An 18,655-nucleotide genomic window follows, 5' to 3' on the forward strand; every position below is an offset into this window, starting at 1 on the left:
GCTGCGGCGGTGAGCGGGTCGGTAGTCTGAAGTCCATGGTTCAGTGGTTCTGGCAGCGCAAGGCGCCGCGGCGCACGCTCACCCTGCGCAGCCGCGGAGAGGACAGCGGCGCGACGCGCATCGACTTCGCCGAGCTGGCGCCCGAGGAGGCGCGCTTCCTCGGCCAGGCCGCGTATCTGCAGCTCGGCTACTTCGAGACGCTCAGCCGTCTGATCCGGGCGACGCCCGAGCTCAGCGAGAAGGAAGCCATCTCGCGCGCGGCTGGTGCGGCGCTGGACAAGCACCGCGGGATCGTCGACCTCATCACCGAGCGCGGGGATGATCCGACCGAACTGATGCTGCCGTTCCGCGAGCACCTGGACGCGTTCCGTCGTAAGACGATCGGTGCCCGACCGCGGGAGACCCTGCTCGCGGTGCACATCACCGCCGGTATGCTCGACGACTTCTACCTGGCACTGGCCGGCAGCTACGGCGAGACGGGCCGCCGCGTGGCGGAGATCCTGCGGGAGGATGATCGCAGCGACGAGATCGTCGCGATCCTCACCGCGACGATCGAGTCCGACGTCGAGTGGCGGTCGCTGCTGTCGATGTGGGCGCGCCGACTCGTGGGCGACACGCTGCTGGTCGCACGTTCCGCGTTGCGCCCGGAGCGCCTGGTCGTTGACGACGACCGCATCGAACCGGTCTACACCGAGCTCATGGGCGCGCATGCGCGCCGCATGGACGCTCTGGGTCTGGCCGCGTAGCCTCGCGGCCTGCCGCCTTCAGAGGCCGAGCGCGGCCCGCCTCGCGGCATCCGAGCGCGTCCGCGCCGATGACAGGGCGATCGTCGCGAGGGCGGCGACCGCGAGCGACCCGACGATGCTCGCCAGCCACAGCCAGAAGCTGTCCTGGCCGACGCCGGCCCATTGCATGCCGGTGTAGATGATGGCCGCGGCTGCGGTCGCGATGCCGGGCGTCACCATCACACCGCGCAGCTCGCGGGCCGGCAGCAGGTAGTGCATGCCGATTCCGAGCGCGCACGCGGCGATGAGCGCGAGCAGGATGTACATGTCAGGCGACGAAGCCGACGCGACGCGATTCCTCTGTGCCGAGCTCGATGTACGCGAGGTTCGCGGTCGGCACCAGGTACGAGCTGCCCTTCACGTCGACGAAGCTCACGTGGGTGGCGTTCTGCTCGAGCGCGGATGTCACCTGCGTCCGCACCTCGTCGGCGCTGGAAGCGGACTCGAAGTTCAGCTCACGGCCGGTGTTGACGATGCCGATGCGAATTTCCACGCGTGCTCCTTGAAGATCGGGGACTCAGGCAACTCTACCGCGCAGGGCACGGGCCGGATCGGGGCTGCGGCGCGGTTTCGCCCACGGCGCACAACCGTTCGTGCGGGGCGGTGTCCGTGCGTCCGGCTACCGTGGATGACATGACAGAGGACGCCGCGCAACTCGCCGTCATCGGCGCCGCCGCAGACGCGTCAGCCGTCGTGATCGGAGCCCCGGGGACGGGCAAGACGCACGCGCTCGTCGCGAGGGTGGCCGCCCTCCTCGAGCGCCATGGCATGCCCCCGGAGGCTCTGCTCGTGCTGACTCCGAGCAGGCAGGCCGCGACGGCGCTGCGCGACGCCATCGGGGTGCGGACGCGCCAGGCCACACCGGGGCCGCTCGCACGTTCACTGGCCTCTTTCGCCTTCCAGGTGGTCAGGGGCGCGACCGTGCACGCCGGTGCAGAGCCGCCCGCTCTGCTGACCGGGGCGGACCAGGACCGCATCATCGCCGACCTGCTCGAGGGCGACGCGGCGGACGAGGGCGACGGGCAGACATCGCGCTGGCCGGCGCAGCTGAGCCCCGCGATGCGGGCGTCGACCGGGTTCCGCTCCGAGCTGCGCGCGTTCCTCGCCGAGTGCACCGAACTCGGCGTGGACGCCGACGAGCTGAGCGGCTCGGACGACGAGGTCTGGCGAGCGATCGGCGGCTTCCTGCGCGACTACCGCCAGGTGCTGGGCGGCATGCGGGCCGCGCACCGCGACATCCCGGATCTCGTCAGCGAGGCGGCCGCGCTGCTGCGCGGCGCGGATGCCGCCGTCCTGGGCCCCCTCGCCGACCTGCGCATCGTCCTGATCGACGACGCGCAGGAACTGACGCGCGGGGGCATCGAGCTCGTGCGGGCACTCCGAGCCAGAGGCATCGCGGTCTTCGCGTTCGGCGACCCGGACATCTCCTCCGGCGCGTTCCGCGGAGCCACTCCGCAGCTCTTCCACGAACTCGCGGCCCTGCTCGAGCACGTCCACGTGCTCGACCGCCCGCATCGGCAGGCACCGGCGCTGACCGCGCTCACGCGCACGGTGACGCAGGCGATCGGCGTCGCCGGCCGGGTCGAGCATCGTCGTGCCCCGGAGGCCGTGTCCGCGGAGTCCGCCGCGGACGTGTCGACGTTCGTCGCATCCAGCCCCTACGAGGAGTTCGACCGGATCGCCGGTGTGCTGCGCGATTGGCATCTCTCCCACGGCGTCGCGTGGAGCGACATGGCCGTCATCGCGCACGACACGCGTCAGGTGACCGCCCTCGAGACCGAACTCGCCGCCCGCGAGGTGCCCACCCGCGCCGCCGGCGTGCAGCGCCCGCTCGGGAGCGAAGGGGTCGTGCGCGACATCGTCGGCATCGTGCGACTGGCGCTCACACCCGCGGACGAGCGTCAGATCGACGCGCTGACCGAGGCGCTTCGCACACCGTTCGGTGGCATGGACGCCGTCGGTCTGCGCCGTCTTCGCGCGCGGCTGCGCCACCTCGAACTGGCCGACGGCGGTGCGACTCCGGCGGGTGAACTGCTGCGGCTGGCGATGATGCATCCCGCGCAGTTCGACCGCATCGACGCTCCGGAGGCCAGGGCCGCCGACCGTTTCGCCGCGACGCTGGCCGAGGTGGCAGCGGCCGCGGAGTCGGGCGAGACCATCCACGAGTTGCTCTGGCGGGTCTGGGACCGCGCTCGAGGACTCGACGGCGCGCGACTGGAGAAGTCCTGGCGCGCCTCGGCCGAGCAGCCGGGCGGCGCCGACCTCGCGCGTGCGCTGGACAGTCTGGTCGCGCTGTTCGATGCGGCCAAGCGCTTCGTGGAGCGCTCGCCGGAGGAGAAGCCGGTGGTGTTCATCCACGACATCCTCGACAGTGAAGTGCCGGAGGACACACTGTCCACGCCGGACCGCCCGGGCCTGGTCACTCTGCTGACGCCGGCGACCGCGCTCGGCGGCGAGTACGAGGCCGTCATCGTCGCCGGTGTCCAGGACGGCGTCTGGCCGAACGTGCGTCTGCGCGGCGGGATGCTGGGCACCTGGCGTCTCGCGGACGCGGTCATGGCTGCGCGTACCGGAACGGCGGTGCCCGCGCCCGGTGTACTGGATCGGAGACGATCCGCTCTCCATGACGAGCTGCGGCTGTTCGTTCGCGCCGTGTCGCGTGCGCGTTCGCGTCTGCTGATCACCGCGGTCGACGACGACGATATGACACCGAGCGGCTTCTTCGCGTTCCTGCCGGCGCCGGATGCTCCGGAACTGCATCCATCGGCCGAGCATCCGCTCACGCTGCGGGGGCTGGTCGCCCGCCACCGTCGCGCGCTGACGACATCCGGTTCCCCTCGGGTCCGCGAGGAGGCCGCCGCACAGCTCGCGATCCTCGCGGACGAGGGGGTCGCCGGTGCCCATCCGGACGAGTGGTACGGCGTAGCGGATCCGTCGACGCTCGCTCCGCTGCACGACCTCTCCGTGGAGGCCGCGCGCGTGTCGCCGTCGCGGATGGAATCGTTCGAGGAGTGCGAGCTGAACTGGGTGGTGTCCGCGCTGGGCGGTGACACCGTGCTTCCGCCATCGGCCGGGATCGGCACGATCGTGCACGAGGCCATGGAGAAGGTGCCGGACGGCGATCTCGAACGCATGCGCGAGATCCTCGCCGCGCACTGGCCGGAGCTGGACTTCGAGACGGCATGGATCGGTCGCAAGGAGCGCCGCCGTGCAGATCAGTACATCGAACGCCTGCACTCCTACATCCAGGACGTCGCGACCGAGGGCGGTCGCGTCCTCGCGAGCGAGGTCGAGTTCCGGTTCGCGGTCGACCTGGAGACGCCGGACGGCGGGAACGCGGCGGCGCCAGCGGTCCACGGCGTCACGGGCGACGCAGCGCCGAACCCGCAGCGCGCAGTGGTGCACGGTTTCATCGACCGGGTCGAGGCGTACCCGCCCGGCGCGGGTGAGCACGCCAAGGCCCGAGGGCAGAAATGGGAGCGGATGGCGGCGGGGACCGATGGCGGCCGCGTGGTCGTGGTCGACCTGAAGACCGGCAAGTACGAGCCCGAGAGCGAGCAGAAGGTCGCCGAGCACGCGCAACTCGCGGCCTACCAGATCGCGGTGCAGCAGGGCCTCGTGGCAGGCGCCGACCCCGCGGCCCTCACCGGTGCCCGTCTCGTCCTGGTCGCCAAGACGCTGTCCGGCAGCGACTATCGCGTCGCGCACCAGCACACGCTGGATGATCAGACGCGGACGGTCTTCCTCAACCGCATCGCGGACGCCGCGCGCGGGATGTCCGCGAGCAGCTTCACCGCGCAGGTCGAAGCGCACTGCGCCGACACGCAGTGGCGCGTGCAACCGTGCCGCATCCACACGGTCCCGGCGGTGAGCGCATGACGCAGATCGCCGGAACCGCGACGACGACAGCCGAGGTCGGCGCCGCACACACGGACTGGACGGATGCCGGCCACGGCATCTCGGCCACGGACGTCGCCGCAGCGCTCGGCCTGCCGACCCCGACGCTCGCGCAGCAACGCGTGATCGAGGCCGATCCGACCCCGGCGCTGGTCGTGGCCGGCGCCGGCAGTGGCAAGACCGAGACCATGTCCGGCCGCGTGGTGTGGCTGGTCGCCAACGGCCACGTCCGCCGAGACGAGATCCTCGGACTGACGTTCACGCGCAAGGCGGCTGGTGAACTGGCCGAGCGTATCGGGGTCCGCCTGTCGTTGATCGACGAATACGGTCGACGCGGCCTGCTGCCGCACCTGCGCGACATCGTCGCGTCCGGCGTGCTCGACCGCGTGGATGCCGCGGCTGCCGGCGCGCAGCGCGACACCGTGCGGCGGCAGGTGCTCGACGAGCTCGCCGCTCGATACGAGACGGGGTGGAACCCCGCATCCGCTCGCACAGCCGAAGATCTGCTGATCCGACCGCGGGTGTCGACCTACAACGCGTTCGCCGATTCGATCGTGCGCGCACACGCCGCCAGGATCGGCCGCGACCCCGACGTCGCCATGCTCAGTCAGGCGGCATCCTGGATGCTCGCGCGCGAGGTCGTGCTGCGAGCCGAACTCCCGGGCCTCGAGGAGATCGACCGCGCGGTCGGCACGGTGGTCGACGCCGTGCAGCGCCTCGCGGGAGATGCGCTCGACCATCGCGCCGACCTGGACAGGGCCGACCGGATCGCCCTCCGCCAGGCCGAGGCGTTCGAACCGTACACGAGCGGCGGCACCGGAGACATCGACAAGGCGACGGCGAACCTGCTGGCGCTGCCGACCCTGACGGCGCTGGTGCGCGAGTACATCGCCGAGAAGCAGCGTCGCGGCGTGCTGGATTTCGCGGATCAGGTGGCCGGCGCGTTCGACATCGTGGAGTCGTCGCCGGACGTGCGCGCGGAGCTGCGCGAGCAGCATCGCGTGGTGCTGCTGGATGAGTACCAGGACACCTCCGTGATCCAGACCCGCTTCCTCGCCGCATTGTTCCGCGACTCGGCGGTGATGGCCGTCGGCGACCCGCATCAGTCGATCTACGGCTGGCGCGGCGCGAGCGCCGACAACCTGTACGCGTTCGCGCGCACGTTCACCGAGTCCACGACCGCCGGCACCTACAGCCTGATGACGAGCTGGCGCAACGACGCCCGCATCCTCGACGTCGCCAACAGAATCCTCGGCCCGCTGCAGCGTCCGGGCCTCGACGTCCCGCCGCTGGAGCCGCGCCCCGGCGCCGGCCGCGGGGAGGTCGGTGTCCGCTTCCCGCTCACGGTCGACGACGAAGCCGCCGAGGTCGCCGACTGGTTCGCCGAGCGCCGCGCGGCCCACACGGGGACGAAGCCGCACACCGGCGCGATCCTGTTCCGTTCGAAGCGGCACATGCAGACCTTCGCCTCGGCGCTGGCCGGCCGCGGCATCCCGCACCGCATCCTCGGCCTCGGAGGACTGCTCACGACTCCCGAGGTCGTCGACGTGGTCTCCGTCCTGCGGATCATCCATGACCCGAACGCGGGTTCGTCGCTGATCCGGCTTCTCGTCGGACCGCGCTTCGCCGTAGGCGTCGCGGACATGGCAGCGCTGTACGATCTCGCCGGCGAGCTGGCCAGACGCGACAGCGGACTGCTCCCGCTGCCGGACGAGCTGCGTCAGCGCATCCGTGCCTCACGCGGAGCGGACGAGGCGGTGTCGATCATCGACGCGGTCGATGTCGTGCGCGGCCTGCGCGACGACTACCGGCTCGTCCAGGGCATCACCCCCGACGGCCGCGCGCGGTTGCGCGCCGCGGGGGAGATGCTGGAGCGGCTTCGGAGGGCGGCGGCCCAGCCGATCCCTGAGCTCATCCGGCTCATCGAGCTGGAGCTGCGACTGGACATCGAGCTGGCCGCCAACGAGACGCGCGGACCGGCCCGTGTCGCGGCGACCCAGTTGCGCGCCTTCTCCGACGAGGTGCGCGCGTTCCTCGCCGCAGACGACCGCGGGACCATCGGCAGCCTGATCGCCTGGCTGGACAAGGCCGAGAGCACGGATGAGCTCATGCCGCGCCCGGAGCCCCCCGAACCGGGTGTCGTGCAGCTGCTCACGATCCACGGGTCGAAAGGCCTGGAGTGGGATGCCGTCGCCGTCGTCCGCCTGGTGGACGACGAACTCCCGTCACGGCCCTCCGACACGTCCGGCTGGTTCGGGTTCGGCGTGCTCCCGTTCGCGCTGCGCGGCGACGCCGATGCGCTGCCACGCTTCACCTGGATCCCGCCCACGGACGAGGAGCTCGACCCCGTCAAGCGGAAGAAGGCCGGTGTCGCGTCGCTGACGAGCGCGAGCAAGGCGACGCCGGGTGCGCTCACCGTGTTCAAGGACCGCTATCGCGAGTACCAGAAGCAGGAAGAGCGCCGGCTGGCCTACGTCGCGGTCACCCGGGCGCGCACCGATCTGCTGCTGACCGGGTCCCACTGGGCGGGGCAGAAGAGCCCCCGCAAGCCCTCGCCGTACCTGCTCGAGGCGCTCGACGTCCTGGGCGCCGTGCTCCCCGGCGATCCGGGGGACGAGAACCCGTACGACGGTCCTGGCAAGACCAGCCACTGGCCCCTGGATCCGCTCGGCGCACGACGACAGGCGGTGACAGCGGCGGCGAATGCGGTGCGCGCGGCGCTCGGACGGACCGAGCTCGAGCCGAGTCCCGAGCTGTCCCGGCTGCTCGCAGAACGTGCGGCGCGACAGAACGGCACCGCCGCCGATGCACCGACGCGCATTCCCGCGTCGCGCTTCAAGGATTATGTGACCGATTACGGCGGCACGGTCCGCTCGCTCGCCCGACCGATGCCGGAGCGGCCGTACCGGCAGACGCGCCTCGGCACCCTGTTCCACGCCTGGGTCGAGCATCGTTCCGGCCTGGTCGGCGCGGGCCGCGCACCCGACGCAGCGCTCTGGGAACTGGACGAGGAGCAGCCGGAGGCGCAGGAGGGATCGGCCGCCGATCAGGCCGACATGGACCGGCTCAAGGAGATCTTCGAGCGCAGCGAGTGGGCGGGCCTGCGGCCGATCGCGGTCGAGATCGAGATCGACTTCGCGCTGGGGGCGTCCCACAGGGACGGTGTCACCTCGCCCGATCCGGCCGGTCACATCGTGATCTGCAAGCTCGACGCGGTGTACCGACGTGCCGACCGCGGCGGCCGCATCGAGATCGTCGACTGGAAGACGGGGAAGGCGCCTCGCACGGCTGCCGAGAAGGACGAGCGGATGCTGCAGCTCGCGCTGTACCGGCTCGCCTACCATCGGCGGTTCGGCGTCCCTCTGGAGGACATCGACGTCGCGCTCTACTACGTCGCGGACGACCTGGTGATCCGCGGCGACCGGGTCTACTCGGAGGAGGAGTTGGTCCAGCGCTGGAGCGCGGCACGCGCCGCACGCTGAGCTTCGTCCTCCGAGGCCTCGTCGGCGTCCTCGGATGCGCGGGCGCCGCGATCAGCGCGGTCATCGTCCCGTGGCAGGACGCCCGAATCGGCGAGAGCGGTGAGGTCCTCGGTCGCGTGCGGGTCGCCGACCGGTTCGGCCTCGGCCGTCTCCAGCCAGAGATCCTCCGGGTTGTAGGCGTCGGTCTGCATCGATGTGTCGACCCCGGTCGACGGCTGCTCCGGCACCCGATCGAGGGCTGCGAGCGCCGAATCCACGCCGTCTCCGCGCTCGGCGATCACAGCGAGGTCGTCGTCGCGCAGGCCGGCGGCGAGCGAATCGAGAAGTGCAGCAGCGTCGTCGACGATGTCGGGACGGCGCAGCGCGTCGCCGTGCACGAGCCAGCGCGCGAACTCGAGTTCGGCGGTGAGCCTCGCCCGGACGCCGAGCGCCGCATCCGGAGCGCGACCGGATGCCGCCGTGTACGCGGCCTGCACGTCCGCCGCCGCGTTCGGCGCGGTCGACAGCCAGGCCAGATCGACGGCCGGATCGCCGAGGCAGAGCCCGTGCCAGCCGATGACCCCCGTGACCTGCGGGCCTTCCGTCGCGTCGTCGGTGAACAGGAACGACGTCGCCTGGACACCACCGAGAGTCACGGCGGACTCGAAGCGCCAGAGTTCGTCGTCGTCGGTCGCCTCACGCCAGCGCACGGTGAGACGCGCCGGTACGCGCCCGGTGGACGCGGCGCGGTCGACGAGCTGACGGATCTCGGCGCGCACCTCGTCGGCGGACCGCGCGGGCAGACCGGCGGTCCGGACGACGGACGCCGGAAGAGCATGGATGGCGGCGATCGCGCGCCCCATCGACACGGCGGCCCCGCGTCCGGCGGGGATGTCGGCGGCATCCACGAGGAAGCCGTCGAGCAGCTCCGTCACCAGGGCCCGGCTGTCACCCAGCCGCGTCTCTCCGATGTACTCCGGCGCGCGGAACGGCAGGATGGCTCGCGCTCCCGAAGTCAGCGCACGCAGCGCGAGGGCTTCGGACGCGAGTTCGCGTGCGGTGTCGTCGGCGTCCGCGACGCGGATCGCGAGTTCCCGGCCGTCGGCGAGTGTGGCGACCGCGGAATCGAATCGTCCGTCGCCGCCTGCGCTGAGCGCTCGCGCCCCCGCGACCTCCGCGCCGGGCAATGCCGCCGTCACCGCCGCCGCTAGAGTGAATGCAGAGCGTGCCATGCCCCCAGGGTAGGTCGGCCGCACGCCCCATCCGTCCACGCCACGCCCGGAGAAGGGGGAGTCGATGACCATCGGTCGCGCCCTGCTGGATCGCGCAGCCCACCTGCGCGATGAGCCGGGCATCCTGGATGCGCTGCGCTCGTCGGACGATGTCGAGGTCGTCGTGGTGCGCGAAGGGCGCGCGCGCGTCGAGGACGGCGCGCTGGTCACGACAGCCCCCTCCGCCGTCGGCGATGCGCAGTGGGCGCTGCTCGGCAGACGGGCCTCCGGCACACCGCTGCTGCTGGCCGTTGTCGACACCTCGACCGAGTCGATGGACGCCGCCCCCGCCGAGACGTGGCTGGGTCTGCGCGAGACCGGCGGGATGCTGAACGAACTGGACACCGAGCTCCTCGTCGAAGCCGTGACCCTCGCCGGCTGGTTGAGCGATGCCCGATTCTGCCCGACCTGCGGAGCGGCGATGCAGGTGCGTCAGAGCGGTTGGTCGCGCTGGTGCGAGGACTGCGGACGCGAGCATTTCCCGCGGACCGATCCCGCCGTGATCGTCGCGGTCCAGAGCGAGGACGGCGAGCGTCTTCTGCTGGGCGCCAACGCGCAGTGGAAGGGTCGGATGTACTCGACCTTCGCGGGATTCGTCGAGGCGGGGGAGTCACTCGAGACGACTGTGCATCGCGAGATCGAGGAGGAGGCGGGCGTCCGGTTGACCGAGGTCCGCTACATCTCATCCCAGGCGTGGCCGTATCCGCGCTCGTTGATGCTCGGCTTCCGCGCCACCGCCGGCACCGACCGCAGCGCGCGCCCGGACGGCGAGGAGATCGTCGACGTCCGGTGGTTCACCCGGGACGAGATCCGCTCGGCGCTGGCCGGCGACGGCCCCGTCGGACTGCCGGGCCCCGCGTCCATCGCCCGTGCACTGATCGTCGATTGGTTCGAGTCGAAGTGAGCGCGCTCGACGCGCTCGATGAACGGCAGCGACAGGCGGCCACGGTGCTCCGAGGCCCGGTAGCCGTACTGGCCGGAGCCGGAACCGGCAAGACGCGGGTCATCACCCACCGCATCGCGCACGGCGTGGACACCGGTGCCTATTCGCCCTCGCGGGTGATGGCGGTGACGTTCACCTCCAAGGCGGCCGGCGAGCTGCGCGGCAGGCTGCGCGCTCTCGGCGCCGTCGGCGTGGCCGCGCGCACGTTCCACGCCGCCGCTCTGGCGCAGCTGAACTTCTTCTGGCCGACGCTGACCGGATCGCCCGCGCCCAAGATCGTCGACAACAAGGTGCGCGTGCTCGGGCAGGCGGCCGACGCGCTGCGACTGCGGCTCGATCGCGCCACGTTGCGGGACGTCGCGAGCGAGATCGAGTGGCGCAAGGTCTCCATGATCGGCATCGATCAGCACGCCGCGCTCGGGCGCAGCGTCAGCGGGATCACCGGCGAGCAACTGGTCGACCTGCAGCACGGCTACGAGCAGCTCAAGGACGAACGGCATCAGCTGGACTTCGAGGACGTCCTGCTGGCCTGCGCCGGCATGCTGGAGGCCGAGACGCGGGTCGCGGCATCCGTGCACGAGCAGTACCGCCACTTCACCGTGGACGAGTACCAGGACGTCTCGCCGCTGCAGAACCGCCTGCTCGAACTGTGGCTGGGGGACCGGCGCGATCTCTGCGTCGTCGGCGACGCGAGCCAGACCATCTACTCGTTCGCCGGTGCCGACCAGCGTTACCTGCTCGAGTTCGAGCGGCGCTTCCCGGACGCCACGGTCGTGCGGCTCGAGACGAACTACCGGTCCCAGGCGCCGATCCTCGACGCGGCCAATGCGCTCATGCGCGGACGGCCGGGAGCGCTCGAGCTGATCCCGGCGCGGGAGGCGCTGACCGCGGAGTCGCCGACCGTGACCGCGTACGACTCGGAGACCGAGGAGGCGGCAGGCATCGCCGCGCAGATCGGCGCACGCATCGCATCCGGCATCCCGGCGTCCGACATCGCCGTGCTGTACCGGGCCCATGCGCAGTCGGCGGCCATCCAGCAGGCGCTCGCCGCGGAGGGCATCCCGACGACGGTGCTCGGCGGGACGCGCTTCTTCGACATGCCCGAAGTGCGTCAGGCCGTGCTCGCGCTGCGGGGCGCGGCCGTCGCCCCCACCGAGCGGGACTTCCTGTCCAACGTCCAGAAGGTGCTGCGCGAACTCGGCCTCTCCGACGAGCCCCCCGCCGCAGGCGGAGCGCAGCGCGACGGCTGGGAGGCCAGACGGGCGCTCCTGCGACTCGCGGAGGAGGCGCCGCCGGGGACGACGCTTCGCACGTTCAGCGATGCGTTGATGGCGAGGGCGAAGGACCAGCACGAGCCGATGCTGCACACCGTCACGCTGTCGACGCTGCACGCCGCCAAGGGACTGGAGTGGCCGCACGTGCACGTCGCCGGGTGGGCGGAGGGCGCCCTGCCGATCTCGTATGCGACCGACTTCGAGGCCATCGACGAGGAGCGTCGACTCGCCTACGTCGGCATCACGCGTGCCGGGCGGTCTCTCACGCTGTCCTGGTCGCGGGCAGCGGGTCGCGGACAGCGCTCGGCTTCACGCTTTCTCGCGGAGATCGGAACGACTGCTCTCGGCACCGGCATTCTGCGTGAAACGTCACCGCGCTCCGCTGCCGGCTCCCGTCGGCGTTGAGCCGCACCACGACGGAGCGCTCGCCGCCCTCGGCGCGCAGCAGACGCTCGACGCCGCCGGCGGCCTCGGCGACCAGCGCGTGCGGGATGCGTGCATCGGTTCGGCCGACCAGTTGGCAGTGCAGCATCGGCCACGCCGGATCCCGGTCGCGGTCGTGGCTGTCGCGGCAGGCGAGACACGGCGTCTCCCCGGGGATCACGAGCGGTCCGATGCTGATGCCGCCGACCTCGAACGACACCGGCAGATGGGCTGCGTCAGCACGGAGATAACCGCTCGTGTGCCCGGCCGCGACGGCGCCGTGCACCAGTACGATGCCCACGGCACGAGGATCCTCTCGTGCGCTCTCGGCGACACCCAGGCCGGCGAGGGCATCCAGCATCCAACCGCCGACGCGCGAATCGGCGACGTTCACGCTCTCGGCCCACACCGGCGGCGCGGGCGGTTCGTCGGTGTGCAGCACGGGAGCCAGTGCGTCCAGCAGCGCCCGCGCCTGCCGGCGGGGCGCTCCGAGAGAGTGGGCGACCACATCGAACGACGCCAGAGCGATCCCGTCGCACAGGCGCGAGACGAGCCGCTCGACCCACGGCTCGTCCGCACGGATCCGCACGCGGCCGGAGAGCCCGAATTGCAGCGTGTCGCCATCGCGCCACAGCGGCGCGAACTCGGGGGCGATCCTCGTCAGGAGGGGGGACGAACGCGGCATGCCCCGATTCTGCTCGACCGGTCCGCGCTCATGGGCGTGCGGATCGGATCAGTGGACAAGTCGGCGACCACCCGCTGGTGTGCAGGGCGGGTGCTCAGACCGGCGTCTCGCCGTCGCCCTTCTCCTCGCCCTCGTCCGCGTCGGTCGTGTCGGCATCGGTCGCACCGTCACCGAAATCCTCGCCGTCCAGCAGGCGTGCGAGCGCCTCATCGAACTCGTCGGCCGGCGGCTCCTCGCCGCGTGCGGTCGCCTGCAGCCGAGCGATCAGCGCGGTCGGATCGTCGATGTCGGACGCATCCGGCATGAGATCGGGGTAGTCCCAGAGGCTGTCGCGCGCGGCGATGCCGACGGCATCCGTGACGGCCCGCCACATGGCGGCCGCCTCGCGCAGCCGACGCGGACGCAGCTTCAGGCCGACCAGCGCGCCGAGCGCGTCCTCCGCAGGGCCACCGACGGCACGGCGCCGACGAGCGGCCTCCGCGATGCGCACGCCGTCCGGCAGGCGGGAGGTGGCCTCGGCCGTGACCACGTCCACCCAGCCGTCGATCATCGCGATGACGTTCTCCAGACGCGCCAGCGACTCGCGCTGCGCCTCCGTCTGGGCCGGCAGCAGAGCGCCGCCTTCGATGGCCGCGCGCAGCTCTTCGGGGTTCGACGGGTCGAGCCGGCTCGCGACGTCCTCGAGCGCTTCGACATCGACCTCGACGCCGCGCGCGAAATCGGTGATCTGGCTCATCACGTGCAGGTGCAGCCACTTGGCGTGCCGGTAGAGGCGCGCATGCGCCAGTTCGCGGGTCGCGAGGTACAGCGCGATCTGATCCTCGGGGATCTCCAGCCCCTCGCCGAACGCGGTCAGGTTCTGCGGGATGATCGCCGCCGTGCCGGCCGGCAGCACGGGGATGCCGACATCACCGCCGGAGACGACCTCGAGCGAGAGGTTGCCGAGCACCTGACCGAACTGTGCGGCGAAGACCGAGCTCCCGAGGCCCCGCATCAGACGTCCGGCGCCCTGCACGACCTGGCGCATGTCATCGGGGACCTGGGCGTCCAGCGCCGAGGTCAGCGCGTCGGCGATGCTCGTCGACACCGGGTCGGCGATCTCCTTCCACACCGGCAGAGTCTGCTCGACCCACTCGCCGCGCGTGAGCACGCGCGGCGAGTCCGCGAGCTCCGAGATGGTCGTGGCCTCGCCGAGCCACAGGTTCGCCAGGCCGAACGCGTCGGCCAGCGACGAGCGGGAGCCGTCGGTGATGCCCAGCCCGTCGCGGTTGGCGATGTGCAGCGCCTGTCGCAGCGTGTTCTGCCACGGGTCGCCGCCGAAGGCGCCCTGCAGCTGCGCCATGAGCTGCGACATCATCGCGGGATCCATCGGGATGCCCTCGGCACCGCCGAGGGCGTTCTGCAGCGCTTCGAGGTCGAAATCGGCTCCGCCGTTCGACATCATCCGGCGGAGGAACTCCTGGAAGTCCTCGGGGTTCGGGTCGTTGTCTGCCATCTCGATCGCCCTCTCAGCGCGCCTGTAGCCTGTGGCATCTACGCTAGTTGCAGCATCCTGCGCAGGACCCGACTGTTCGCAGATCGCTGTACGCCACTCGCGAACGACGGAGGTACTTCTGTGAGTCAGACCCGGTCTCGCCGGCTCGGGCTGGGTGTCTGGGCACTGATCGTCGCCCTCGTCGCCCTGATCGTGCTCACCTTCCTCCCGACGCCGTACGTGATCCAGCGGCCTGGTCCGGTGTACGACACCCTCGGCACGGCGGAGAACGCCGACGGGATCGACGTGCCGCTGATCGAGATCTCCGGCGCGGAGACGTTCGAGACGGCGGGGACGCTCGATCTCACGACCGTCCAGGTCGTCGGCAACCGCCAGCGCACGCCGAGCTGGTTCGAGCTCGCCCTCGCCTGGACGGATTCGTCGAAGGCCGTGGTGCCGATCGAGAGCGTGTTCCCCGAGGGCGTCACGACCGAGCAGCGCGACGAGCGCAACGCGGTGCTGATGGTCGACTCGCAGCACGAGGCCACGGCCGCCGCGCTGGGCCAGCTCGGTTACGACACCGGGGCGCAGGTCGAGGTCGTCGAGGTCATCGAGGGCAGCGCAGCCGACGGCATCCTGCAGCCGGGCGATGCGATCCTCGCGATCGACGGCGTCGCGGTGGAATCCGGTGCGCGGCTGCGCGAAGCGATCCAGGATGCCGCCGGCGAGACGATCTCGCTCACGATCCAGCGCTCGGGGGAGCAGTCGGAGGTCGAGCTGACCCCGCAGAAGACGACGACCGACGGCGTGGACACGTGGCTGATCGGCATCACCCTGACCACGCAGTACGACTTCCCGATCGACGTGACCATCCAACTGGACGACGTCGGCGGGCCGAGTGCCGGAATGATGTTCGCCCTCGGCATCGTCGACATGCTCACGGAGGGTGAGCTCAACGGCGGCGAGGACATCGCGGGCACCGGCACGATCACCGCCGACGGCGAGGTCGGTCCGATCGGCGGCATCCGTCAGAAGCTGTACGGCGCGCGCGATGCCGGCGCCGAGTTCTTCCTCGCTCCGGCTGCGAACTGCGACGAGGTCGTCGGCCATGTGCCGTCCGGCCTGCAGGTGTTCTCGACCTCGACGTTGGACGAGTCGATCGAGATCCTGGACGCCGTCGCGGCTGGCGGCGATCTGGACGCCCTGCCGACCTGCACCACCGAGGCGGCCGCCTCCCGCTGATGCGGTGTCCGCGCTGAGCGGACAGGAGCGCCGGCCCGCGGCATCATGCCTAGGATGGAACGGTGACCACGACCTCAGCGCCGACACCGGCCACGCCCCGCACATCTCGACGCATCGTCGCCATCACGTTGGCGATCATCGCCGCGCTGGTCGCGGCCTTCTTCGTCTTCGCCTCGCTCTACACCGAGTTCCTCTGGTACGACCAGCTGAGCTTCGCGAACGTGCTGACGACGCAGTGGTTGGCGGCCGCGACGATGTTCGTGGTCGGGTTCCTCGGAATGGCGGTTCCGCTGTTCCTGGTCATCCAGCTCGCGTATCGGCTGCGACCGGTCTACGTGCGGCTCAGCTCGCAGCTGGATCGCTACCAGGAGGTCATCGAACCCCTGCGCCGGCTCGCCATGTGGGGCATGCCGATCTTCTTCGGTCTGTTCGCCGGGTTCGCCGCGGCGGGCAACTGGCAGACGGTCATGCTGTGGCTGAACGGCGTCGCCACCAAGACGGTCGACAAGGAGTTCGGTCTCGACACCGGGTTCTACCTGTTCGCGATGCCGTTCTACTCGATCCTGCTCGCCTTCGTCTCTGCCGTGCTGCTGCTGTGCCTGCTCGTGACGGCGCTGGTGTCATACCTCTACGGTTCCGTGCAGATCGGTCAGCGCGAGCTGCGGATCTCCAAGCCCGCACGGATCCAGCTGGCGGTACTGGCGGGTCTGTACCTGCTCGTGCAGGCGGTGAGCCTGTGGCTGGACCGCTACAAGACGCTGATCTCCGAAGAGGATCGAATCACCGGTGCCGCGTACACCAGCGTGAACGCGACCATCCCCGGCCTGGCGATCCTGTCGATCCTCGCGGTCATCGTGGCGCTGCTCTTCTTCGTCACCGCCGTGATCGGACGCTGGCGGTTCCCGCTGGCGGCGACCGCGCTGCTCATCGTCGCATCGCTGGTGGTCGGCGTCGGCTACCCGTGGGTCGTGGACACGTTCCAGGTGCGCCCGAACCAGAACAGCCTGCAGGCGGAGTTCTACCAGCGCAACATCGACGGCACGAAGGCCGCGTACGGCATCGCCGATCTCGAGACGACCTCCTTCGAGGCCGTCACGGACGTCGAGGCCGGTCAGCTGCGAGAGGACGCCGCGACGACGGCATCCATCCGCATCGTCGACCCCGGCATCATCAGCCCGACCGTGCAGCAGCTGCAGCAGTACCGCGGCTACTACCAGTTCACGGACACGCTCGACGTCGACCGCTACGAGATCGACGGTGCGTCCCAGGACACGGTCGCCGCCGTGCGCGAGCTGAACATGAACCAGCTCGGCGACGGCAACAACTGGAACAACCGCACCGCGGTGTACACGCACGGATACGGACTCGTCGCCGCCGCGGGAAACCAGCGCACCGCGGACGGCGAACCGGTGTTCCTCGAGAGCGGCATCCCGTCCTCCGGCTTCCTCACGGACCGCGAGAACTTCCAGCCGCGTGTCTACTTCGGCGAGTACTCGCCGGACTACTCGATCGTCGGGGCGCCCGAGGGCACGGACCCCGTCGAGATCGACTACCCGCGTGGTGAGGACGGCGCCAACGAGACGAAGACGACGTTCTCGGGCGACGGCGGTCCCCGCGTCGGCAACACGTTCAACAAGCTGCTGTACGCGCTGAAGTTCCAGGAGGCGGAGATCCTGTTCTCCGACCTGGTCAACTCGGAGTCGCAGATCCTCTACGACCGCGACCCCGCCACCCGCGTGCAGAAGGTGGCTCCCTACCTGACGGTCGACTCCGACCCGTACCCGAGCGTCGTGGACGGCCGCATCGTGTGGATCGTGGACGGATACACCACCAGCGCGAGCTACCCGTACTCGACCGGTGTGAGCCTGACCGAGGCGATCGCCGACTCGAACAACCCCGCGCCGAGCCTCGCGTTCGACGACATCAACTACATCCGCAACTCGGTCAAGGCGACGGTCGACGCGTACGACGGCTCCGTCACCCTGTACGCGTGGGATGCCGAGGATCCGATCCTCAAGGCGTGGCAGAAGATCTACCCGTCGACGGTCGAGCCGATCAGCGAGATGTCCGGCGAGCTGATGAGCCACGTCCGCTACCCGACCGACCTGTTCAAGGTGCAGCGCAACATCCTCGGCGTCTACCACGTCGACGACGCGAACTCGTTCGCGCAGCAGGACAACCGCTGGCAGACGCCGAACGACCCGCGCAACTCGAGCGAACTGCAGCCGCCGTACTACCTGACGATGAAGATGCCGGGGCAGGACGAGGCCGCGTTCTCGATGTTCTCCACGTTCATCCCGTCCTCCCAGGGGACGGCGGAACGCAACGTGCTGATGGGCTACCTGGCGGTGGACTCGGATGCCGGGGCGACGGCGGGGGAGAAGAGCGAGGGCTACGGAAAGCTCCGCATGCTCGAGATCGACACCGACACGACGGTGCCCGGCCCCGGCCAGGTGCAGAACACGTTCAACTCGGATGCCGACGTCGTCCGCGAGCTCAACCTGCTGCAGCAGGGTGAATCCGAGGTCAAATACGGCAACCTGCTGACCCTTCCGGTCGGCGGCGGATTCCTGTACGTCCAGCCGGTGTACGTGCAGTCCTCCAGCGGCACCCAGCTTCCGCTGCTGCGCAAGGTCCTGGTCGCCTTCGGCGACGAGGTGGCGTTCGAGGACACGCTCACGGAAGCGCTCGACGCCCTGTTCGGCGGAGACGCCGGCGCGGACGGCGGCGATGAGGAGGTCGACCCGGTCGACCCGGAGACCGGTGAACCCACCGAACCGGCAGAGCCGACCGATCCGGACACCGGCGAAACCCCCGGCACCGGCACGGATGCGGATGCACGGGCCGCCGCTCTCGCGGACGCCCAGCAGGCCATGCTCGACCGGGATGCCGCCCTGAAGGCCGGTGACCTCACCGCATTCGCCGAAGCGGATGACCGGCTGACCGCAGCGGTCAACACGCTTCTCGAACTGGAAGCGCAGGAGACCGGCGGCGAGTAGCCGCGACCGGCGGCGAGCAGCCGCGCGAGGTCGGAACGAGAGAGGGCGTCCCTTCGGGGGCGCCCTCTCTGTGTTCCCTTCGTTCGTTGGGTGAGGACGGGGGCGGGGCAGCGGTGAAGAGCGCTGGCGCGGGAGGCGTGGGGAGACGTGGGGAAGGGGGCCCGCGCTGCGCGCGAGGCGTTGGGAAGGGGGCCCGCGCTG

11 protein-coding genes are annotated in these 18,655 nt (G+C 70.7%); 7 read left to right on the plus strand and 4 right to left on the minus strand.

All coding sequences use genetic code 11. From position 1 onward, the window contains the following. Positions 1–35: 35 nt before the first annotated feature. Positions 36–746, plus strand: a complete 711-nt coding sequence (locus OED01_RS05290) for a ferritin-like domain-containing protein (RefSeq protein ID WP_264157334.1) — start codon at positions 36–38, stop codon at positions 744–746. An 18-nt stretch (positions 747–764) separates the two neighbouring features. Here the strand turns inward: OED01_RS05290 and OED01_RS05295 are convergent, their stop codons facing one another. Continuing rightward, a complete protein-coding gene (locus OED01_RS05295) occupies positions 765–1,052 on the minus strand; it encodes a hypothetical protein (RefSeq protein WP_264157335.1) in 288 nt (95 codons plus the stop codon). A gap of 1 nt (position 1,053) precedes the next feature. Continuing rightward, positions 1,054–1,278, minus strand: coding sequence for a DUF3107 domain-containing protein (locus tag OED01_RS05300; protein ID WP_264157336.1), 225 nt, complete (start codon positions 1,276–1,278; stop codon positions 1,054–1,056). A gap of 140 nt (positions 1,279–1,418) precedes the next feature. On the opposite strand from OED01_RS05300, the gene OED01_RS05305 reads away from it, so the two are divergent. Further along, positions 1,419–4,664: an ATP-dependent helicase gene (locus OED01_RS05305; protein ID WP_264157337.1), complete on the plus strand. Its 3,246-nt coding sequence runs from the start codon at positions 1,419–1,421 to the stop codon at positions 4,662–4,664. Continuing rightward, positions 4,661–8,164 (plus strand): ATP-dependent helicase, encoded by a 3,504-nt coding sequence (locus OED01_RS05310; protein WP_264157338.1) that lies wholly within the window; start codon positions 4,661–4,663, stop codon positions 8,162–8,164. Before OED01_RS05305 ends, OED01_RS05310 begins: the two co-directional genes overlap by 4 nt. Here the strand turns inward: OED01_RS05310 and OED01_RS05315 are convergent. Next, entirely contained in the window at positions 8,110–9,375 is a 1,266-nt protein-coding gene (locus OED01_RS05315; protein WP_264157339.1) for a phosphotransferase, read from the minus strand. The two genes, OED01_RS05310 and OED01_RS05315, sit on opposite strands and share 55 nt — an antisense overlap. A gap of 64 nt (positions 9,376–9,439) precedes the next feature. Between OED01_RS05315 and nudC the strand changes: the two genes are divergently transcribed. Then, complete coding sequence (gene nudC / locus OED01_RS05320) at positions 9,440–10,318, plus strand: NAD(+) diphosphatase (RefSeq protein WP_264157340.1); 879 nt, start codon at positions 9,440–9,442, stop codon at positions 10,316–10,318. Next, a complete protein-coding gene (locus tag OED01_RS05325) occupies positions 10,315–12,036 on the plus strand; it encodes an ATP-dependent helicase (protein ID WP_264157341.1) in 1,722 nt (573 codons plus the stop codon). Before nudC ends, OED01_RS05325 begins: the two co-directional genes overlap by 4 nt. Before the next feature lie 797 nt (positions 12,037–12,833). On the opposite strand, the gene OED01_RS05330 is transcribed toward OED01_RS05325, so the two are convergent. After that, positions 12,834–14,234, minus strand: coding sequence for a zinc-dependent metalloprotease (locus tag OED01_RS05330; protein WP_264157342.1), 1,401 nt, complete (start codon positions 14,232–14,234; stop codon positions 12,834–12,836). Positions 14,235–14,354: 120 nt separating this feature from the next. On the opposite strand from OED01_RS05330, the gene OED01_RS05335 reads away from it, so the two are divergent. Both OED01_RS05335 and OED01_RS05340 read left to right on the plus strand, forming a co-directional pair. After that, complete coding sequence (locus OED01_RS05335) at positions 14,355–15,455, plus strand: YlbL family protein (RefSeq protein WP_264157343.1); 1,101 nt, start codon at positions 14,355–14,357, stop codon at positions 15,453–15,455. Between the two features lie 62 nt (positions 15,456–15,517). Beyond that, positions 15,518–18,454, plus strand: coding sequence for a UPF0182 family membrane protein (locus OED01_RS05340; RefSeq protein WP_264157344.1), 2,937 nt, complete (start codon positions 15,518–15,520; stop codon positions 18,452–18,454). Positions 18,455–18,655 lie beyond the last annotated feature (201 nt).

This window comes from Microbacterium sp. M28 (genome assembly GCF_025836995.1).
Taxonomy (GTDB): Bacteria; Actinomycetota; Actinomycetes; order Actinomycetales; family Microbacteriaceae; genus Microbacterium.